Origin of the sequence: Maritalea mediterranea (genome assembly GCF_021568695.1) — a bacterium.
Lineage (GTDB): Bacteria > Pseudomonadota > Alphaproteobacteria > Rhizobiales > Devosiaceae > Maritalea > Maritalea mediterranea.
Window position 1 is genome coordinate 952,073 of the sequence record NZ_JAKGTI010000001.1, and the last position, 21,386, is coordinate 973,458.

Here is a 21,386-nt window from a genome sequence, read left to right on the forward strand (position 1 = left end):
TTTCCTTCAGTTTCCAAGGGGGACGCGCATTTGGCGATGATTTCTCCCCGATGCGCCTTCTGCGCATGATCATCGGCCAGTTGGTCTACATCACCCCCTGGATTGCCCTGCCTGCCTTGGCGGCGGGCTTATTGGCTTTCGTGAAGGGGCCAGGTGGCCGTTGGCCGCGCGCCAAATCGCCAGGCATTGCGTTTTTCTTCATCATGCTGGCTCACGGCCCGATATTTTTGTTCACTGCCGTGGCGGCATGGTCGGAAACGCAGTTCCATTTCCATTGGCAGGCCCCTGGCTATATGATGCTGTTTTTGGTGTTGGCCATGTGGATGGACGCGGGGTGGGCCCGGCATAAGCGGGCTTTGTCAGCATTTTTGCTGCTCGCAACGCTGATCAATTTTGGCTTGATGAGCATTTTGGTCACCCACACCGCAACCGGTTGGTTACGCAACGTCATCCCCGGATTCAGTGAGGGCATCGATCCCACAAGAGACGCGCTGCCTTGGACGGCGTTGCGACAGTTCTTAGAAGAGAACGGCGCGCTGGAGAATGGGAATTTCGTGGCTGGTCTCCATTGGACCGAGTGTGGCCATGTGGATAACGCGACCAAAGGAGAAGTGTCGTTCCTGTGCATGTCCAGCGACCCCCGCAATATTGCCTTTGTTCAAAACCCAGCGCGACTCGCTGGCCTGGATGGCTATGTCGCAACATCGGTTTGGCCACACCAAGCGGTGTTGGACCAAATGTCGCCACTCTTCGAATCTTTCGAGCAGGTGGGCGAGGTGCTGATCACACGGGGCGGGCGTGCTGAGTTGGCCCCGGTGCGCATCTATCGCGGCGAAAACCTGATCATCGATCGAAGATATGGCCCGACCACTACGGGCAAATATAAGGTGCCCCTTCTGCCACTCACCAAAATTGCCCGCATCAACGGAACAATTGATGTGTTGGGGGCCCCCACCCAAATCAATGCTTATGTCGACGACCGGCAAGTTGGCGCAGCAAATGTGATGGAGGGTAAATTTGACATCGGGGTTCAAATGCCAGCCCAATTGGGACAACAAACCATCATGCTGGAACTGAAAGCGCCGGATGGAAAGCCCGTGTTTGCCAAATCAGTGTCGGTGAAGATTGACTATCATCGCTGATCTCCTGTCGCGGCATAAACCATCCGGACCTCGACATTATCACGATCAATAATTTCAAAGCCGAGTCGCGCATAAAGATGTTCAGCGTCACTTTGGGAGAGCGCGATCAAATGGATTTGTTTGCCCATTTGGTCCGCTTTGCGCTGCAATTCCATGACAATTGACCGCCCAATGCCACGCCCTTGATAGGCCGGCAGCAAATAGAGGTGAGCAAGACAAAAATGGTCCGCTCTCGGCAGCAACGCATAACAACCGACAATGCGGCCTTCATCAATAAGGATGGTGGTGTGTTCTGGCGCAAACTCATCAACAAAGCGTTGGCGTGCCCGCGCCGGGTTAAACCGTCCCAGTTTTTCAAGGCTGGGGCGCATGGCGATCAAACGCAACTCGATCAAAGCGTCCAAATCGTCTGGCCGGGCCGGCCGACGCGCGAGAGGTGAGGGCATAAAGCTTATGCGGCGCTTTCAGCTTCCATTTTCTCCCAAGACATTTTCTTGCGATAAATCGTGGAGGGGCTGATTTCCAAAGCGGCTGCCGCTTGAGAGATATTGCCGTCAAACAGGGCCAGCGCCTCTTCAATGATGCGTTGTTCCTGTTTCCAAAGCGGCTCCAGCGCAGCGGACTGTGCACGGGCATGTCGGTTAACTTCGGGCGCGGGTCGCACCGTCTTATGCCGGGCATGGGCTTGGCTTTCCACATCTGCCAAGCGCACCATGCGCGCCGTGACCAATTGTTCGTCATGCATCACCACAATGCGACGCACAAGGTTTTGAATCTGTCGCACATTACCTGGCCATTCCCGCGCCATGAACTGTTCCGCGGTCTCCCGGTCAAAGCCGATAAATTCTTTGCCCTCTTCTTCAGAATAACGGGCAAGAAAAGTTTCGGCGATTGGCATAATGTCTGCTGGGCGCTGGCGCAGGGGCGGCAAATGAATGGGCAGCACATGCAGGCGATAAAACAAGTCTTCGCGGAATTTCTTTTCCGTGATCATTTGCATGGGGTTGCGGTTGGTGGCGCAAATAATGCGCACATCCACCTTACGCGGCATAGCTTCGCCGACGCGATTGATGCTGCCCGTTTGCAAAAAGCGGAGCAATTTGGCTTGCAAGCTCAAATCCAATTCTCCGATTTCGTCCAGAAACAATGTGCCGCTATTGGCCAATTCCACGGCCCCTTCGCGATCTTGCATCGCACCGGTAAAGGCGCCCTTCACCACGCCGAATAACTCGGTTTCCATCAAATCTCGCGGAATTGCCCCACAATTAATGGCCACAAAGCGTCCCTCAGCGCGATTCGACCGTGCATGCAACGCTTCGGCGCACACTTCCTTGCCGGTGCCGCTTTCCCCGGTGATAAAAACGGGGGCATTAGACGGGGCGATACGTCCGATTTGTTCGTAGATCACCCGCATCTGGGGGGATGCACCAACAAATCCTTCGAAATCAAGACGATCTTCATTCTCGATCGGCGGTGAAAACTGATATTTCTTTCCATGCCGCGCGGACAGCTCTTCCAACCGGTCAAACAAAGTTTTGGCGATCACGGGTTTGGCGAAATAATCGTGGGCACCCGCGCGCATGGCGGCCACCGCCATGGTCACTGATCCACCTTCGGAAAGGGCGATAATCAGCGCGCCTTGGGAATAATGCGCGATTTTGGACAGCGCGATCTCAGCGTCGGGCTCCACGTCCCCAATGCTGTTCAATTCAACAAAGATAATATCGAAATCATGGGATTTCAGCGCGCTCAGGCTCTGCTCGCCGCTGGTGACATGGGTGCAGGAAAGCTGCATCCCGTTGCCCTTATTGTCCAAAAAGTCCTGACAATCATTCAGAAGTGAATTGCCATGGTCGACAATCAATAGACGCGGTGGCCGTGAAGAGCCGCATGAAACTGGCATTCTGCCGTTACTCCCGATTCTGGGTCATATATCGCATTCTTGCTGACCCATCTTTGCTAATTAGGGTAAACAAAGTGTTTGCATTTGATGCAAATTTGTAAAAATAGCGCAAAACATCAAGTTTGCGATTGCTTTGACGGGCAAAAAAGCGATGCTATGCTAAGGATTGGGGAATCTGGATTGAAGGGCCTTTAGTTTAACGTGCGCGCACTCATACTGTTTTTTATCTTTGTGGCGTGTTTGAGCGTTGGCATAACCGCCTATTTCGGGCTGGGTGTGACTCTCATGGATGCGCTTTTGGTCACCGGATTTTTTGCGTTGACTTGCGCTGTCGTGATTGAGGGCATGTTTCGCCGCCGCACGGAAAAATATCTGGCCCAACGTGTATCTGAAATAGCCCAACAATTGGGTGTGGTGGCCCGCACCAACGAGATCATGTCCGATCAGGTCAACTATTTGTCCAATATCAATGTGAACAACCGTTTGGAGGACGTAGAATCCGACATATCTGTGTTGGGCACGGTGGTACGCGAGTTGGCTGAAGCGGTGGCTGAAGTGGAAGAAACGCAGGCCACTCAAGCCATGGCGGTGCATCAAGCGGAAGAACCCCGGCCGCGTGATACCTCAAATGTTGCCCCCCTGAAAAGAGAGACCGGTTCGACAACGATAGAAGATCAGTCAACCGATGTGCCGATTTCGATCTTGCAAGATGCCTTGGCTGAAGGACGCTTGCGCCAATATTTGCAGCCCATCGTCACATTGCCGCACCGGCGCACGCTGGGCTATGATTTGGTGCCAAAAGTGGCCCAGTCAGGTGGTAAGCTGTTGAATGCAAGTGAGTTTTTGCCTCAGTCTGACCGCACAGGAACGATCGCCGAGCTGGAGCAAATGCTGGTGCGCCAAGGTGCCAACATCATCCATCGCTCCAACAGTGCCGGGGAGCCCACATCGCTATTTGTGCCGATTTCCTATTGCCTCTTAAATGACACCGACGCTTGTGAACAACTGATCGAGCTGGTGCGCTCCAACCGCGCGGTTACCGCCAGCCTGTTTTTGATGATGGATGAAGAGCGCTATGCCGCTTTAAACCAGGATCAACGGGCGATGCTGTCACAATTCGTAAAAATCGGCGTCGGCATCTGCTTAAACAAAGTGCGCAGTCTGCGTCTTAATTTTCAAGAGCTTTACGCTCGCGGCGTGAGATATGTTAAGGCGGATACACAGCGTTTTATTGACAAGCCTCAGTCCTATTCCGATTTGCACAATGCTGATGTCGCAGATTTCGTGCAACGCTATGATGTCGGCTTGATCATGGACAATGTGGTGCAAGAAGAGCAAATTTTGATGTTGCTGGACGACAAGATACCCTTTGCCCAAGGCGAACATATCGCACCACCTTCACCCGTTCGGCCCGATTTGTTGGGCGAAAAACAACGCGTTCAATCATCCGCCTATTGATGGCAAACTCCAAATAGAGCGAAAAATATATGTCTTTGAAAAAATTCGGTCTTTCAGACCTGATCAATCATTATGATGCCTTGTTTTGTGATGTGTGGGGCGTGCTTCACAATGGTCGGCTGGGGCACAAGACGGCAATTGACGCGTTGCGCGATGCCAAAGCAATGGGCAAGGCCGTGATCTTGGTGACCAATGCGCCGCGTCCCTCTAGCGAGATCGCCGCTGAAATCGCCGAATTGGGCGTAACGACCGATATCTACGACGCAATCGTCACCTCGGGTGATGCGACCCGCGATCTGATCCGGCCCTATGAGGGGCAATCGCTTTTCAGGCTAGGCCCGGAAAGCGACGGGGCCTTGTTTGAGGGTATTGCGGTGCAGTTTGGCCCCCTGGACAAAGCGCAAGCTATCATTTGCACTGATTTGGAATATGGTCGTACGCCAGAAGATTATTCAAAAGAAGTGCTCGATTGGAAGCGGCGCGGGCTGCCCTTTATCTGTGCCAATCCGGACAAGGTTGTGGAAGTGGGCGATGAGCTGATCTATTGCGGGGGAGCGCTCGCCGATGTGTACGAGCAAGCTGGTGGCGAAGTGCGCCTGGCCGGCAAACCATATGCGCCAATTTACCAGCGTGCCACACGCTTGGCCGCAGAGAAATTGGGTGAAGACCCGGCGCCAAATCGCACCCTGGCCATTGGCGACAGCATACGAACGGACGCCACCGGCGCTGCGCAAATGGGCTATGATTTTCTGTTTATCTCAGGGTCAATTCATGCTCAGGAGCTTGGCGATATCGAAAATCCGGACTTGGATTTGGTGACCAAACTGGTCGCGCAAAGCGATGCCAACACCGTCGGGTATGCCCCGCGCCTTTATTGGTAAGCGCAGGGCGTCCCGGGGGAGGGTCGCTGGGTTGACCGTTAAAACATCGCGTCGATGTCAGACTGAGAAACGCCTTCACCATCATGGGCTGGGCCGCTGACCAACTTGTCGCGATTGCGTTTTTCGCGGTCGGTCAACTCGCCGCTGGAGAGCGGGGCGATATTGTTGTTTTCAATCATTTTGCACAACACCTCAATCCGGTCTTCAATGACCTCCATCGTATGGATAATTTTGGTGACACGCTGGCCGGTTAGATCTTGAAAGCTGCAGGCTTCAAAAATCGCCATCATATGCTGCTCCACTTCGGCAGCGTATTTTTGGGGATCGGATTTATCCGCGGCCAATACCTGTTCGGCCACATTCATAATCGTGTCGGTAGCCACTTCTGTGGCTTTGACAATGGCGCTGAGCTCGCGGCCCATTTCGGGAATGCGTTTGGCGAAAATATCATTGGCGTCGACGCGCGAAAGTTCGCTGCGCAAGCCCTCAATGGCCTGCAATATCTCTTTAAGTTCCTGATGCATCGATCGATCAAGACTGCGCACCAACGGCTTAAGTGCGGTTGTGACTTTTTCAGCCAGGGCAATCACATCCTTTAATGGAATACGTTCATCATCGCGTTCGGCCAGATCGGTCAAATCCAGATCAGAGCCTGATTTTTCTGCTGCATGTCCCATGGGTTAGCCCGCCATCTGCTTTTCAAAAACCGCTTGCATCTTGGCGAACAAGACCTCGGTGGTGAACGGCTTGATGATATAATTATTGACCCCGGCACGCTTGGCCGCAATCACATTTTCCGTGGCCGACTCTGCAGTGATCATGATAAAGGGCACGTGGGCATTTGCCGGATCAGCGCGCACATGGCGCAGCAACTCATAGCCAGTCATCGGTTCCATATTCCAATCGGAAATGATCAGATCATATTTTTGTTGTGCGACCTTTTGCGCTGCCTCATGACCGTCTGCAGCGTCATCGACATTCTCAAATCCCAATTGTTTCAACAAATTACGCAATATCCGCAGCATTGTGGCATAATCATCCACAATCAGAATGCGCATGGAACGGTCCAGAGCCATTCTCTCACCCCCAGAATTCTTAAAATATGGTGCTATGGTAAGGTGGCGTGCTGAAATAGCGGTAAACCAAAGCCTTGGGAAAACCCCTTATTGCGATGTGGCAAAATATCGTCAGGCTCTGCTTGCAAATTTTCGTCAAAAGGGGCAGTTTGCGCCAATTCATTTCTGCCTTTGATTCAGTAAGCAGGGCTTTGCACTATGGCATTTACCATCGTTGAAAATCTGGGTGAGCTGCCGTCACATCTACGTGGCGGTGTGGTGGCCATCGGCAATTTTGACGGTTGCCATCGTGGCCACCAGTCCATTTTTGAGCGCGCGCAGCAAATGGCCCGCGCCAACAATGTGCCCGCCCTGGTGCTGACTTTTGAGCCCCATCCCCGCGACGTGTTTGCGCCCAAGCCCTTTATGTTCCGGCTGACCGAGCGCAACCAAAAGGCGCGGCTGGTGGAAGCGATGGGCTTTGATGGCATTGTGATCATGCCGTTCACCAAAGAATTTTCGCAAAAATCAGCGCCCGAGTTCATTGAGAACTATATTGTCGACCAGCTGGGCGCCTCGATTGTGACGGTGGGCGCCGACTTCCATTTCGGCAAAAATCGAGCCGGCACGCCGCAATATCTGGTGGAAGCGGGCCCGAAATACGGGTTTGATGTGGTGATCAACCATATGCTCGATGAGGGCGATGCGCCCGTATCTTCGACGCGGGTGCGCGAAGCTTTGCGCGAAGGCGAGGTGGAATTTGCCAATCAGTTGCTGGGCTATCACGCTTTTATCGCCGGTGAAGTCAGCCATGGCGACAAGCGCGGGCGCGAGCTGGGCTATCCCACCGCCAATCTGCACCTGTCGCCCCATGAAGGGCTAAAGCACGGCGTTTATGTGGTGCGGGCGCGGGTGAAGGGCAAAACCTATAATGGCGTCGCCAATTATGGCCGCCGCCCCATGTTCGACAATGGCACCACCCTGTTTGAAACCCATATTTTCGACTTTGCTGAAGAAGTCTATGGCGAATATATGGAAGTGGCCCTGTGCCAATATCTGCGCGGCGAAGAAAACTTCAATTCCCTCGATGAATTGATCACCGCCATGGATAAGGACAGCGAGAACGCCAGAAAGGTGCTGGCGGATGAACGTGCCATGTCCGAGATTGATATCAAGCTCGGCTTCTTTGATAAATAGGGCAAGGGGGCAGGCAAAACCTCAAGTTTTTCAGCCGAAAGATTGACTTTGCGCCCTGTTCTGGCCTAATGCCACTGAACCAACAATAAATCGGTGACCAACTCGTGGCCTTTTTTGATCACACGCTTAGAACTTTTCAAACCGTCGCTTTGCGGCGCGCGATCAACCCTGCGCAGATCATTCCGATTATTCGAATTATTAGCCGGCCTTCGTAACCAGCGCGAAAAAGCGCGAGCGAAGTGTCGGATAAAAATTGAGAACACGCCACGGCCATTCGCCCGTCGGCATTTCCAGTACAAATTGAATGACGGTTAGCACCATGAGCGACAATTCAGGCGCGGATAATCCGCAAAATGTTAAACAAGATTATTCGGCAACATTAAACTTGCCCAAAACAGATTTTCCTATGCGGGCGGGCTTGCCCAAGCGCGAGCCAGGTTGGCTCAAGCGCTGGGAAGATATGAACATCTACCAGCAGCTGCGCGACGCCTCTAAGGATAAAGAAAAATTCATCCTGCACGACGGCCCGCCCTACGCCAATGGCAACATCCATATCGGTCACGCCCTCAACAAAGTGCTCAAAGACATGGTGGTGCGCTCGCACCAGATGATGGGCTATAACGCGGCTTACATCCCAGGCTGGGATTGCCACGGTCTGCCCATCGAATGGAAGATCGAAGAGCAATATCGCGCCAAGGGCAAAAATAAGGACGAAGTGCCGATCAACGAGTTCCGCAAGGAATGTCGGGAATTTGCCCAGCATTGGCTGGACGTACAGCGCGAAGAGTTCAAACGCCTCGGCGTGAATGGCGATTGGGACAACCCTTACATCACCATGTCTTACGATGCAGAGGCGCAGATCGCCCGTGAATTGATGAAATTTGCCACTTCCGGCCAGCTTTATCGCGGCTCAAAGCCGGTCATGTGGTCTGTGGTGGAACGCACGGCGCTGGCCGAAGCGGAAATCGAATATCATGAATATGAGAGCGATGCGATCTGGGTGAAATTCCCGGTGACAGCCGCAGGCGGCACCGGCGATCAGGCCGACATGGTGGAAAAACTGATGGAAGCCAGCGTGGTGATCTGGACCACCACCCCGTGGACCATCCCCACCAACCGTGCCGTGTCTTTCTCGTCTGACATCTCCTATGGCCTTTATCAGGTCACCGACGCGCCAGAAGAAAACTGGGTGCAACAGGGCGAACTGCTGCTCCTTGCCGATAATCTGGCGGCAGATGTGTTTGGCAAAGCGCGGGTGGACGCCTATGAGCGCGTGGGCGACGTGCCTGCCGATGTGCTGGGCGGTATCGAGCTTGAGCATCCGCTGAACGGCCATGGCGGCGGCTATGATTATACCGTGCCGTTGCTGAACGGCGATCACGTCACCGATGAAGCGGGTACCGGCTTTGTGCACACGGCACCGGGGCACGGCGCGGACGACTTTGAGGTCTGGATGGAAAATGCCCGCGAATTGGAAGCGCGCGGCATCGACACGACCATCCCATTCTGTGTAGACGCTGGTGGCTATTACACCAAGGACGCGCCGGGCTTTGAAGGCGCGCGCATCATCGATGATAAGGGCAAAAAGGGCGACGCCAACAAGCGGGTGATTGCCGAGCTGTCTGCACGTGGTGCCATGGCGGCCCGCGGGCGTTTAAAACACCAATATCCGCACTCTTGGCGCTCGAAAAAGCCGATCATCTATCGCAACACGCCGCAATGGTTTGTCTATATGGACCGCGATATTGACGGCGCAGGCGATACGCTGCGCACCCGCGCCATGGACGCGATCGAGGCGACAAACTTTGTGCCGCAGACCGGCAAACGCCGCCTGAGCTCTATGGTAGAAGGTCGCCCGGATTGGGTGCTGTCGCGCCAACGCTCCTGGGGCGTGCCGATCTGCGTGTTCGTCAATGAAGATGGCGAGGTGCTCAGAGATGATGAGGTGAATAACCGCATCGCCGAGGCGTTTGAAGCCGAAGGTGCCGATGCCTGGTTTGCTGAGGGCGCAAAAGAACGGTTCCTCACCGACAAATATAATGCGGCCGATTGGGAGCAAGTGACCGACATCTTGGATGTGTGGTTTGACTCAGGCTCAACCCACGCCTTTGTGCTGGAAAAACGCGACCATCACCAGTCGCCTGCGAATGTTTATCTGGAAGGCTCAGACCAGCACCGCGGTTGGTTTCAGTCCTCATTGCTGGAGAGCTGCGGCACCCGTGGTGGGGCACCTTACAAAAATGTGGTGACCCACGGTTTCACCATGGCCGAAGATGGGCGCAAAATGTCGAAATCGATCGGCAACACCATCGCGCCGCAGGACATTATCAAGCAATATGGCGCGGATATCCTGCGCCTCTGGGTGGCCTCTGTCGATTATTCGGAAGATCACCGGATCGGCGACACGATCATCAAAACCACAGTTGATGCCTATCGCAAGATGCGCAACACATTGCGGTTCCTGTTGGGCAGCCTGGCCTATTATGACCCGGCGGAAGAAGTGGCGTTCGAGGATATGCCTGAGCTGGAGCAATATATGCTGCACCGCTTGGCCAAGCTTGATGAAGATGTGCGCGGCTACTATAAAGCGTTTGATTATAAACGGGTTTTCTCAACCCTGTTCAACTTCATGACCGTGGATTTGTCGGCCTTTTATTTCGACATCCGCAAGGATGCGCTTTATTGCGACCCGAAATCCAGCGTCAAGCGTAAAGCGGCCATGACCGTGTTAAACAAACTGTTTGAGTGCCTCACCGCCTGGTTAGCACCGATCATGGTGTTCACCATGGAAGAAGTGTGGTTGGAGCGGTTCCCGGAAGGCGATAGCTCTGTGCACAAGCGCGAGTTCCCCACAATCCCCGCCAACTGGCAAAATGTGGAACTGGCTGAAAAATGGGCCAAAATCCGCAAGGTGCGCCGCGTGGTCACCGGGGCGCTGGAAATTGAGCGCCGCGAAAAACGCATTGGCGCGTCGCTGGAATCAGCGCCGAAGGTTTATGTGTCAGACGCAGACCTCTATGTTGCGCTGCATGGCCAGGATATGGCGGAAATTGCCATCACCAGCCAGGCCGAAGTGCTGCAAAATGAAGGGCCGAGCGAAGCGTTCCGCATGGACGAAGTGCCCGGCGTTGCCGTGGTGCCGACCCTTGCCGAAGGCAAAAAGTGTGAGCGCTCCTGGAAGGTGTTGCCTGAAGTGGGTGAGGACCCGGACTACCCGGACGTTACCTTGCGTGATGCGCAGGCCTTGCGTGAACTAGCGCAATCATAGGAACTTAACAATGAAGGCGAATATTGCCCATAAAAGCCTGTTTGCCTTCATTCTGGCCCTGTTGATCGATCAGGGGCATAAGCTCTACATGCTCAATATTGCGGGGTGGACCGGCGGCGAGATCGTCAGTGTCACTCCGTTTTTTGACTATGTGCTGGCTTGGAACACAGGCATTTCTTATGGCTGGCTGGGCGAGTCATCACCCCTTGTGCTGATCGGCGTCATGTCTGTAGCCATGCTAGGGCTGGCCATCTGGTGGCTGACGGCCAAGACCGAACTAACCCGCTGGGGCATTGCCATTGTGCTGGGCGGCGCATTGGGCAATCTGATTGACCGCATTGCTTATGGCGCGGTCGCTGATTTCTTTTCGTTTCATGCCTATGGCTATTATTGGTATATTTTTAATCTGGCAGATGTAGCAATTGCCCTTGGCCTTCTTATCTTGTTATGGGATATAGTGCTAAAGCCTGAGGGGGAGGGTTCCTCAAAATAGCCTTTTTTGGGACCTATGGCCTTTGGGCAAGTTTTTTGGAGTGGCATGTATGTTCGGAACGAACCAGAAATTTCCTACTATCGCTAAATGGACAGGGATCGGGACACTTGTCAGTGCATCGCTTCTGGGCTTGTCCGCATGCACCACAGTGGAAGGCACCAACGCGTTTAAGGACGGCAACACTTTTGAACGCGAAGTGATGTCGGAAACATTGCGCGGGTTGGGCATTTTGGAGCGTGAGGAAAAAGAAGATATTTCCGCGCCGCGTGCGCCACTGGTTCTACCGAAAGACACGAAGTTTTTGCCTATTCCAACGAAAACAGCGGCTGCGGCTCTTCCAAAAGACTCTGATGAAGTTCTGCTGGATGAAACCAGGCTGACTGAAAATGAAATTCGCCTGATCCGGGGCGCCCGGGTGGTGGACTTGAATGATGCGACCGGCCGCGCGTTCACGCCGAAGGAAGCCAAGGAAGTCGCACGGCGCTTCCGCGAGCAGCGTATCGCCTATCAACAAGCGTTGAGAGATGGTGGAAGACGGCCGCTTTATCTGCCGCCTGAGAAGTATTTCACCAAAGTGGGCGGGCAGGATTTGATCTGTCTGGCTGAAAATGGCGATTTGGTGCCATTGGATAGTCCACTTTGCCCGCCAGAGATCAGAGAAGCGTTGCAAGGCTCGTAACAAACGGGTAAACCCGGCCGATATAATTTTCTTCGTAAAGGGCTCCCATGGCCAAAAAAGACGCTGGCAGCACAAATGACCGCCAGAAAGGTGATCGCATTGCCAAGGTAATGGCGCGCGCCGGATTATGCTCACGCCGCGCAGCGGAAACCTGGATTGCTGACGGCCGCGTGTCCGTTAATGGCAAAACAATCGATAGCCCGGCAATCAATGTGACGGACAAAGACCGCGTGTTGGTGGACGGTAAACCGCTGGGCGAGCGGGAAGCCACGCGCATGTGGCTCTACCATAAACCAGCGGGGCTGGTTGTGTCTGAGCACGACCCTGAAGGTCGGCCCACCATTTATGACGCTTTTGAAGAAGCGGGATTGCCCCGCGTGTTGACCGTTGGTCGTCTGGATATCAACACCGAAGGCTTGCTGCTGCTCACCAATGAGGGCGGATTGAAGCGTGTGCTTGAATTGCCGTCCACAGGTTGGGCGCGGCGTTATCGCGTGCGCGCCTATGGCCGCATCACCCAGGAAAAGCTGGACGAACTGAAAGATGGGATCACCATCGACAAGGTGCATTATGGCCCGATTGAAGCCACGCTGGAACGCCAGCAGGGCAGCAATGTGTGGCTGATCATGTCCTTGCGTGAAGGCAAAAATCGGGAAGTGAAAAATGTCCTCTCGGCTTTCGGGTTAGAGGTGAACCGCCTGATCCGCCTCAGCTATGGTCCCTTCCAACTCAATGAGTTGAAGCCGGGCGAAATTCAGGCCGTCAAAACCCGCGTCTTGAAAGATCAGCTGGGCCAGAAACTGGCCGATGCGGCAGGTGTGGATTTTGAAGGACCGATTGTGCCTGTTGTGCCGAAGGCGGAAAAGAAAAAGGCCGAAGAGAAGCCCGCCCAGTTTGGCCGCGCTCGTGGCCGCACCGGTGAACCGCGCAAGCCAAAAGATGATAAACGCGCCCCGCGTCGTCGGTTTGATGAGGCGGAAGAAACGCCAAAACGCCGCGTGTTTTTTGATGATGGCAATATTGGCGAACATGTGCCTCGCGCCCGCAAAAAAGATGATGAAGATCAGGGCCCCCGCGGCAAAAAGCGCTTTGGTGATAAAGGGGGAAAATTCGATCGCGATGATCGCGGCCCCAAGCGCGAATTCAACAAAGATCGCCGCGACGACAAAGGTAGCGACAAAAAGCCGTTCGAAAAACGTGATCGCAAAGAGGGTGGACGTCCCTTCGGCGAGAAAAAGTTTGGCGACAAGAAAGCTTATGGCGATAAACCACGGGGTGAGCGTGGTGGAGAGCGCAAACCGTTCGGTGATAAACCACGCGGTGGTGCAGGCCGTCGTGATGACCGTCGCCCGGATGATCGACGTGGTGCCTTTACGGACCGCAATAAAGAAAGACCAGAACGTGGCGAGCGCAGTGATCGCGGTGATCGAAAACCATTCGGCGATAAGCCGCGAGGCAAGCCCGCAGGCGGCCGGGGCAAACCGCGCGACGACCGCGGCGGCCAAGCTTTTTCTGATGCAGGGCGTCATAAAGGACGTCCAGCAGGAGAGCAGCGCGGTCCACGTGGCCGTGGTGGCAAATCAGGCGGTAAACCGTCCGGTGGTCGGCCCTCCGGCGGCAAACCCTTTGGCGGCAAGCCAGGCGGGCGTCCGCCGCGCAAATCGTAAGGCGGGCTGAGTTTTATGCGTATCGTTGCTGGCAAGTTTAAATCCAAAACCATTGCGGCACCGCAAACGAACGACATTCGGCCCACGTCAGATCGGGTGCGCGAAAGCCTGTTCAATATTTTGGCCAATTATTTTGGGCCGGTGATGAGCGAATGTCGGGTCTTGGACCTTTTTGCGGGCACTGGCGCGCTGGGCCTTGAGGCCCTGTCACGCGGCGCGGAGCACGCGACCTTTGTGGATACAGGCGTTGAAGCGCGGGCCTTGCTGCGTGAAAATATCCAGGATTTCGGTGTGGCCGGTCAATCCCGTATGCTGCGTCGTGACGCAACTGACCTCGGCCAAATCCAGCGCATCTTGCCGTGCAATCTGGTCTTTCTGGACCCGCCCTATGCCAAAGGCTTAGGCGACAAAGCGCTGGAAATCGCCCACAAAGGCGGCTGGATTGCCCCAGAAGCGATCATCGTCTGGGAAGAGCAAAAGGGTGTGGAAATCACGGCGCCGGAAGGTTTTGAACGTCTCGACGAACGCACCTATGGCGACACGGTCATTCACTTGTTCAAGGCACCTGCTGGCTAGGCGCAGCGCCCGCCAACTGCCCGCTCCGGCACAATATATCACTGCTCAGACCTCGCCCTCCCACGTGATTGCAAGACTTGATCTTACAATCCATTTGAGGGTAATGGCCCGGCACCTAATTGGTTGGTTTGAGCCTTCAAGCTGTTGTTCGGACTACAACGATCCTGCGCCTTCGCCAATGTGAAATGGACCCCAAGATCAAGTCTTGGGGTGACGGCGGGTGGGTGTTGATAGGGCGAGAAAATCAGTGGTGCGTGGCCCACATGCGGGGCGCAAACAAAAAAAGGTGAGCGCTGGGGCAACCGAAGAGAATCATCTCGGGGCTAGTCAGTCTTCGCCATATTGTTCCCATAGTAATTTTTCGAATGTGCCCCTTTCCTCTGGGCCGCCCCGGACTGGATCCGGGGCCTGTACCCCTGCGCTTGAGGGGTGGTCCCGGCTCAAGGCCGGGACGGCCCAGTGGGAATGGTTTTCTCCTCGCGTCAGTTCAAGCGCGGAGACACAGCGTGGTAGCAATTGGCGGGGATGCCGGGGTAGTGAGCGCTGCGAACGACGGCGGCGCGTGAAGATGCCGGGGATGCCGGGCCAGCCCGCCCGGCGCGAGGGCAGGAAAACGTGAGCGCTGCGAACGACGGCGGCGCGTGAAGATGCCGGGGGTGCCGGGCCAGCCCGCCCGGCGCGAGGGCAGGAAAACGTGAGCGTAGCGAACGACGGCGGCGCGTGAAGATGCCGGGGATGCCGGGCCAGCCCGCCCGGCGCGAGGGCAGGAAAATGTGAGCGCAGCGAACGACGGCGGCGCGTGAAGATGCCGGGGGTGCCGGGCCAGCCCGCCCGGCGCGAGGGCAGGAAAATGTGAGCGTAGCGACCGGTGGCGGCAAATCAATCGAACCTACCGCCGCCCAAACAGCCGCTCGATATCCGCTTTCTTCAGCTCCACATAGGTCGGGCGGCCATGGATGCACTGGCCGGAATGAGGCGTGGCTTCCATATCGCGCAGCAGCATGTTCATCTCCTCAGCGCGCAAGCGCCGCCCGGAGCGCACCGAACCGTGACATGCCATCCGGGCCGCCACTTCCTCCAAACGTTCGCGGACAATGGAGATATTGTCCCATTCGGCCAGCTGATCAGCCACATCATTGATCAGCTTTTCTACATTGGGATGCTTCAAAATGGCCGGTGTCTCATGCACCGCGATGGCACGAGGGCCAAAACGTTCCACGCCCAGCCCCACCTGTGCCAATTCTTCTTGCGCTTCTTCCAATCGGTCGCAATCTTCTTCCGGCAGCTCCACCACCACGGGGATCAATTGTCGTTGCGCGGGAACAGGGCCATCGCTCAATTCTTTTTTGAACCGCTCATAAACGAGCCGCTCGTGCGCCGCATGTTGGTCCACCACGATCAAACTGTCCGGCCCTTGGGCCACAATATAGTTCTCAAACAATTGGGCACGTGCGGAACCGAGCGGGAAATCATCATCTTCCGGCGGAATCTCTTCGCTCTTTTCCATGCGGGCGCTTGGCTGATGCAAATCCTGCATACGTGGTGCGCCAAAGCTGGGCGGTGGAGGCGTGAAGCCCGCGTGACCCCATTGTGGCTGCTGGGGCATGGCAAATCCATCGCCTGTTGCGTTCGGCGCCACATGTGACGGCTGAGATGGGGCAGCAGGTTGCGGTTGCGGCGCACCACCGGGTTGAAACGCATTCAACGTCGCATCCGACACCGTTTTTGAGGCGCGGAACCCTGCCGCATCGAGCGCATTCATCACGCCACGGATCACTGCCGCACGCACCAAGCCGGCATCACGAAAGCGCACTTCCGCCTTCGCCGGATGCACATTCACGTCCAAATCCTGGCTGGGCAAATCCACAAACAGCGCCGCAACCGGAAAACGATCGCGGTGCAAAAAGTCAGCATATGCGCCGCGCAAAGCGCCCAACAACACCTTGTCGCGCACGGGGCGGCCATTCACAAAGTAGAATTGCGAGAGCGAATTGGCTTTGGTGTAAGTGGGCAGGGCCGCCATGCCGCGCACGCGCACCGGGCCGCGCTGATAATCAATCGGCACCGCATTTTGCGCGAAATCCAAGCCCAAGATTTGCCCCAAGCGGTTCTTATCGCCCTGAAAATCATCCTCCGCGTCGGAAACCGGTTGGGCGGGCCAGTTTAGCGTTTGCCGATCAGAGCCAGACAGAATGAACTGCACATGCGGTTTGGACATGGCCAACCGCTTCATTACATCGGTGATCGCATTGCTTTCTGCGCGATCAGACTTCAAAAATTTCAACCGTGCAGGCACATTTTTAAACAGCTCACGCACCTCGATCACCGTACCGTGGGGCATGGGATGGGGCGAAATCACCGCATCGCCATCCACGAAGCGCAATTGTAAGCCCAGCTCCTCATCGCGTGGCCGCGTGGCAATGCGCAGATCCGCCACCGCGCTAATCGAGGCCAATGCCTCTCCGCGAAAACCAAGGGTAGAGATATGATCGAGATCATCTTCCGGCAGTTTGGAGGTGGCGTGGCGTTCCACGCTCAAGCGCAGATCTTCTTCGCCCATGCCATAGCCATCATCCTCAATGCGGATCAGGGATTTGCCGCCCGCACCTGTGGTGATGGCAATGCGGGTGGCGCCCGCATCCAGCGAGTTTTCCACCAACTCTTTCACGATGCTGGCCGGGCGTTCAATCACCTCGCCAGCTGCGATTTTGTTCACCAGATCGTTGGGCAGTTGCCGAATGCGCATGGCTGATTCTCCTATCCGCCAAGCATAAGGCGAACCGATAGGCTTTGCATCCTTTGCCAACCTATGGCAGGTAACATTTCAACAAGTAGGATGATGATGACCAAGCCAACCAAGCCCACACCCATGCAACAGGCCTTAGAACTTGCCCGGCAAGCCGCTGTAGCAGGCGAAGTGCCCGTGGGGGCGGTTATTGTGAAAGATGGTGAAATCATCGCCACGGCGCAAAATGAAATGAAGCGCATAGGCGACCCAACCGCCCATGCCGAGATGCAAGCCATGCGTAAGGCATTGGCGAAACTGGGCACCGGACGTCTTGATGGTTGTGATCTCTATGTAACGCTGGAGCCATGCACCATGTGTGCCGGGGCAATTGCCCATGCCAAACTGCGGCGCGTTTATTATGGGGCAGAGGACCAAAAGGGCGGGGCCGTGGATAATGGTGTGCGTTTCTTCACCTCACCCACTTGCCATCATCAGCCCGAAGTGATTTCAGGCATAGGCGAAGCCGAGGCCGCTCAATTGCTTATCCAATTTTTTGCTGAGAGGCGAGCATAAGGTCAATGCGCGTGGCCAGATCGCGCTTGAGCTTTTCCTTCACCGTGTCGCCTGCTGCCAGAATGTCCCGTACGCGCCAAAATTCATAGGCGCCAAAATGCCCCACAGGTGGACGCACATAGATATCAGGCGGGTAGGCGGCAATGGCATAGGCGCTGAGTGAGTGCATCATGATTTGCGCGGCGCCAAGTCCGACATCAATTGCCGAAGGCATGGTGGAGTCATTAACAGGCACCGGATCGCCGTTCACATCCACACCGATCAGAATATCCATATTGTGCGCCGCATGCTCCAAGGGCAGTGGGTTCACCACGCCACCATCCACCAGGGTCTGGCCACCATGTTCTACGGGTTTGAATAGGCTGGGAATCGCAATGGAGCCGGCAATGGCCGGGGCGATCTCGCCGGTATGAAACACAACCTGATGCCAGGAACGGTAATCAGTGGCAATCACCCTCAGGGGTATCTTCAACTCTTCAAAGTGAATAGGCAGTGTATCCGGCGCGAAGGAGGTTAACACCTTGGTGGCGTCAAACTGCATGGAAATGCCATCTTGAAACATGGCTTTAATGCCCGTCACCTGCGTGCGCCATAAGCGTGAACTCAGGGCGCGCATGGTGCCCAGCACATCAATTGCATAGCTTCGGATTTCACGCCCACTCATGCCAGCGGCCCAGCCAGCGCCAATAAAGGCGCCGATGGAGGTGCCGGCAATCAGGCTGGGCTTTAAGCCCAACTCGTCCATCGCTTCAATCACTGCAATATGCGAAAGGCCCCGTGCGGCACCGCCGCCAAGCGCAACGCCAATTCTGGGACCTGTTATCGCCATTTTAACACCTGAAGGTTCGCATTCAACTTAGATGTTAAATGAAATTGTTTAAACTTTTATATCTTCAAGTGCCGATCACGAAGATTTGCGCTCAAGTGCCCGCCAGGCGATATCTTTTCGGTAAAATCCATTGCCCCAATCCACGCGCTCAATTACCGCGTAGGCTTTGTCGCGAGCGGTTTGAATCTCATCCGCAACCGCAGTCACATTCAACACTCGTCCACCGGTGGCCACCAATTGACCCTCCTCAAGGGCAGTGCCCGCATGGAAAATTTTCACGCCATCGTCTTCTGCCGCGTCGAGACCGTTGATGGGCGTGCCTTTGTCATAAGAACCGGGATAGCCGTTTGAGGCCATCACCACAGTCAATGACGTTGCGTCCCGCCATTGCGGTGTATGCTGATCCAATGTGCCATTCACAGTGGCCTCCAAAAGGTCCACAATGTCTGACTGCAATAATGACATCAGCACCTGGCATTCCGGATCGCCGAAACGCACATTATATTCAATCAGCTTCGGTCCGGTTTTGGTGATCATCAGCCCGGCAAACAGCACCCCTTTGAAGGGAGTGCCCCGCGCCGCCATGCCTCGAATGGAGGGCGCGATGATTTCCTCATCTACCCGTTTGATCATCTCTTCGGTCATCACTGGGGCAGGAGAATAAGCCCCCATACCCCCGGTGTTCGGGCCTTTATCGCCATCATAGGCGCGCTTGTGATCTTGCGCGGAAGGCAACAATTTGTAGTTTTTGCCATCGCTGATGGCAAAAAGGCTGGCTTCTTCGCCCATCAAGCATTCTTCGATCACCACCGAGGCACCTGCAGAGCCAAAGGCGCCGTCAAAAATCGCAAACACGGCATCTTCCGCTTCTCGAAGCGTCTGCGCCACAATCACACCCTTACCTGCGGCCAATCCGTCTGCTTTCACCACGATGGGCGCACCCTCCGCCCGCACATAGTCAATCGCAGCATCCACATCGTCAAAGCGTGCATATTTGGCCGTCGGCACGTTCATTTCGTCGCACAAAAGCTTGGTAAAATGCTTGGAGCCTTCGAGTTGTGCTGCGGCTTTGGAGGGGCCAAAGACCTTGATGCCGGCTTGTTCCAAATCGTCGGTGATGCCAGCCACCAGTGGCGCTTCCGGCCCGACAACAACCAGGTCAATTTTTTTGTCAGCACAAAAGGCCGCTACCTTGTCGTGCGCCCCTACATTGAGGGTCACCAATTCACCACAGTCGGCCATGCCCGGATTGCCCGGCGCGATATATAGTTTGCCCAAACGTTCAGAGCGTGCAATCGCCCATGCGAGGGCGTGCTCACGCCCGCCAGAACCCAACAGCAATATGTTCATTTCTTAATCCAAATCCAAATCAGCCCAAGCGATTGTTCCCATATCATGTTGATTTAGAAAGGTCACCCTTGACGATTCAATTATGAACAGGCACCAGTTAATCTATGGAAGAGCAAACCGGTGCGCAGGCTTCAAACGCCCACGAATTCACAGTATCCGAAATCTCTCAATCGGTGAAACGCACCATTGAGGATCAGTTTGGTCACGTGCGCATTCGCGGCGAGGTTACTGGCTATCGCGGTCCGCATAGCTCCGGCCATGCCTATTTTGCCTTAAAGGACGAAAAAGCCAGAATTGAGGCGGTGATCTGGCGCGGTAAATTCTCGCGCCTGCGCATCAAGCCCGAAGAAGGCATGGAAGTGATTGCCACCGGCAAGCTCACCACCTATCCCGGCTCGTCCAAATACCAGCTGGTGATTGACGATATTGAACCGGCGGGCGCCGGGGCACTGATGGCTTTGCTCGAGCAACGCCGAAAACAATTGGCCGCCGAAGGTCTGTTTGATGCCGGGCGCAAGCAGGAACTGCCTTATTTGCCCCAAACCATCGGCGTGATCACCTCGCCCACCGGCGCAGTGATCCGCGATATTCTTCATCGTCTGGATGATCGGTTTCCAACACACGTCATCGTGTGGCCGGTGCGGGTGCAGGGCGAAACCTGCGGCCCGGAAGTCGCCAACGCCATCAATGGGTTCAATGCTTTGCCCGCTGATGGCCCGATCAAGCGGCCCGACCTGTTGATCGTGGCGCGGGGCGGCGGCTCAATCGAAGATTTGTGGGGCTTTAATGAAGAAGAGGTGGTGCGCGCTGCCGCGGCATCAACCATCCCGCTGATTTCTGCGGTGGGCCATGAAACAGACATCACCCTGATTGACTATGCGGCGGACAAACGCGCGCCCACCCCCACGGGTGCGGCCGAGATGGCAGTACCCGTAAAATCAGAACTGATCAACTATGTGCTGGATCAGGGTACGCGCCTGCGCGCGGCCCAGGCCCGGAACATCGCCACCGCTAAAGACAGGCTGCGTGCCGTATCGGCTGCCTTGCCCAAAGCCCAGGACCTGACCAACGTACCGCGCCAGCGCTTCGATATGGCGACCATGCGGCTCGGCAACGCCCTCAATCAGTTTGTGGACCGCAAGCGCGCAAGCTATTCCCAGATCAGCGCCCGCCTGTCGCCCCACGGCTTGCGGCAGAAACAGCAAAACTTCTCCGGTCAATTGCAAAGCCTGAGCGCCCGGTTGCGTCCCGCGGCCTTGGCCACGTTTGAGCGTAAGCAGACCAAAATTGAAAACTTGGGCAAGCTGCTTGATAGTCTGAGCCACAAAAAGGCGCTGGAACGTGGCTTTGCACTGGTCACTGACGCTGAAGGCAATCTTGTGCGTTCCGCTACGACACCCGAAAAGGGCGAGGGGCTAAATGTGCAATTTGCAGATGGGGATTTGGGCGTGATCGTGGCCGACGCGCCGCCCGCCAAGGCAAAACCAAAATCCAAGCCCAAACCGAAGGCTGACGCTGAAGAAAAAGAGCAAAAACAGAAAAGTCTGTTTTGATTTTTTGCTCGCCCCGTCCTAAATAAGGGGCGAA

General features: G+C 55.4%; 17 protein-coding genes. 10 read left to right on the forward strand and 7 right to left on the reverse strand.

The genetic code is table 11. The features are described 5' to 3' along the window. Window positions 1-1,132 precede the first annotated feature (1,132 nt). Together L1I42_RS04610 and L1I42_RS04615 are read right to left on the reverse strand one after the other, a co-directional pair. Complete coding sequence (locus L1I42_RS04610) at window positions 1,133-1,588, reverse strand: GNAT family N-acetyltransferase (RefSeq protein ID WP_236113311.1); 456 nt, start codon at window positions 1,586-1,588, stop codon at window positions 1,133-1,135. A gap of 5 nt (window positions 1,589-1,593) precedes the next feature. Beyond that, complete coding sequence (locus L1I42_RS04615) at window positions 1,594-3,045, reverse strand: sigma-54-dependent transcriptional regulator (protein WP_236113312.1); 1,452 nt, start codon at window positions 3,043-3,045, stop codon at window positions 1,594-1,596. 240 nt (window positions 3,046-3,285) lie between these two features. On the opposite strand from L1I42_RS04615, the gene L1I42_RS04620 reads away from it, so the two are divergent. Together L1I42_RS04620 and L1I42_RS04625 are read left to right on the forward strand one after the other, a co-directional pair. After that, a complete protein-coding gene (locus tag L1I42_RS04620; protein ID WP_236113313.1) occupies window positions 3,286-4,503 on the forward strand; it encodes an EAL domain-containing protein in 1,218 nt (405 codons plus the stop codon). 29 nt (window positions 4,504-4,532) lie between these two features. Further along, window positions 4,533-5,384, forward strand: coding sequence for a TIGR01459 family HAD-type hydrolase (locus L1I42_RS04625; protein ID WP_236113314.1), 852 nt, complete (start codon window positions 4,533-4,535; stop codon window positions 5,382-5,384). Window positions 5,385-5,422: 38 nt separating this feature from the next. Here L1I42_RS04625 and L1I42_RS04630 read toward each other — a convergent pair whose 3' ends face one another. Beyond that, complete coding sequence (locus L1I42_RS04630; protein WP_236113315.1) at window positions 5,423-6,061, reverse strand: protein phosphatase CheZ; 639 nt, start codon at window positions 6,059-6,061, stop codon at window positions 5,423-5,425. 3 nt (window positions 6,062-6,064) lie between these two features. Next, window positions 6,065-6,460 (reverse strand): response regulator, encoded by a 396-nt coding sequence (locus L1I42_RS04635; protein ID WP_236113316.1) that lies wholly within the window; start codon window positions 6,458-6,460, stop codon window positions 6,065-6,067. A 198-nt stretch (window positions 6,461-6,658) separates the two neighbouring features. Here L1I42_RS04635 and L1I42_RS04640 point away from each other — a divergent pair, with 198 nt between their 5' ends. The 6 genes from L1I42_RS04640 (at window position 6,659) to rsmD (ending at window position 14,319) form a co-directional block, all read left to right on the forward strand. Beyond that, window positions 6,659-7,636 carry a bifunctional riboflavin kinase/FAD synthetase gene (locus L1I42_RS04640; RefSeq protein WP_236113317.1) on the forward strand — a complete coding sequence of 326 codons (978 nt, stop codon included), beginning with the start codon at window positions 6,659-6,661 and terminating at the stop codon, window positions 7,634-7,636. A gap of 319 nt (window positions 7,637-7,955) precedes the next feature. After that, the gene (ileS, locus tag L1I42_RS04645; RefSeq protein ID WP_236113318.1) at window positions 7,956-10,904 is read left to right on the forward strand and encodes an isoleucine--tRNA ligase; all 2,949 of its coding nucleotides are present in this window, start codon (window positions 7,956-7,958) and stop codon (window positions 10,902-10,904) included. Between the two features lie 10 nt (window positions 10,905-10,914). Then, window positions 10,915-11,397, forward strand: coding sequence for a signal peptidase II (lspA, locus tag L1I42_RS04650; RefSeq protein WP_236113319.1), 483 nt, complete (start codon window positions 10,915-10,917; stop codon window positions 11,395-11,397). Window positions 11,398-11,446: 49 nt separating this feature from the next. Further along, entirely contained in the window at window positions 11,447-12,076 is a 630-nt protein-coding gene (locus tag L1I42_RS04655; protein WP_236113320.1) for a hypothetical protein, read from the forward strand. A 47-nt stretch (window positions 12,077-12,123) separates the two neighbouring features. Further along, entirely contained in the window at window positions 12,124-13,743 is a 1,620-nt protein-coding gene (locus L1I42_RS04660; RefSeq protein WP_236113321.1) for a pseudouridine synthase, read from the forward strand. Between the two features lie 15 nt (window positions 13,744-13,758). Further along, a complete protein-coding gene (gene rsmD, locus L1I42_RS04665; RefSeq protein WP_236113322.1) occupies window positions 13,759-14,319 on the forward strand; it encodes a 16S rRNA (guanine(966)-N(2))-methyltransferase RsmD in 561 nt (186 codons plus the stop codon). 889 nt (window positions 14,320-15,208) lie between these two features. Here rsmD and mutL read toward each other — a convergent pair. After that, window positions 15,209-17,065 carry a DNA mismatch repair endonuclease MutL gene (gene mutL / locus L1I42_RS04670; RefSeq protein WP_236113323.1) on the reverse strand — a complete coding sequence of 619 codons (1,857 nt, stop codon included), beginning with the start codon at window positions 17,063-17,065 and terminating at the stop codon, window positions 15,209-15,211. Between the two features lie 123 nt (window positions 17,066-17,188). Between mutL and L1I42_RS04675 the strand changes: the two genes are divergently transcribed. Next, the gene (locus L1I42_RS04675; RefSeq protein WP_236114170.1) at window positions 17,189-17,620 is read left to right on the forward strand and encodes a nucleoside deaminase; all 432 of its coding nucleotides are present in this window, start codon (window positions 17,189-17,191) and stop codon (window positions 17,618-17,620) included. Here L1I42_RS04675 and L1I42_RS04680 read toward each other — a convergent pair. Together L1I42_RS04680 and purD are read right to left on the reverse strand one after the other, a co-directional pair. Then, window positions 17,589-18,449: a patatin-like phospholipase family protein gene (locus tag L1I42_RS04680; protein WP_236113324.1), complete on the reverse strand. Its 861-nt coding sequence runs from the start codon at window positions 18,447-18,449 to the stop codon at window positions 17,589-17,591. The two genes, L1I42_RS04675 and L1I42_RS04680, sit on opposite strands and share 32 nt — an antisense overlap. Before the next feature lie 75 nt (window positions 18,450-18,524). Next, a complete protein-coding gene (purD, locus tag L1I42_RS04685; protein ID WP_236113325.1) occupies window positions 18,525-19,799 on the reverse strand; it encodes a phosphoribosylamine--glycine ligase in 1,275 nt (424 codons plus the stop codon). 104 nt (window positions 19,800-19,903) lie between these two features. Here purD and xseA point away from each other — a divergent pair, with 104 nt between their 5' ends. After that, window positions 19,904-21,352: an exodeoxyribonuclease VII large subunit gene (gene xseA, locus L1I42_RS04690; RefSeq protein ID WP_236113326.1), complete on the forward strand. Its 1,449-nt coding sequence runs from the start codon at window positions 19,904-19,906 to the stop codon at window positions 21,350-21,352. Window positions 21,353-21,386 lie beyond the last annotated feature (34 nt).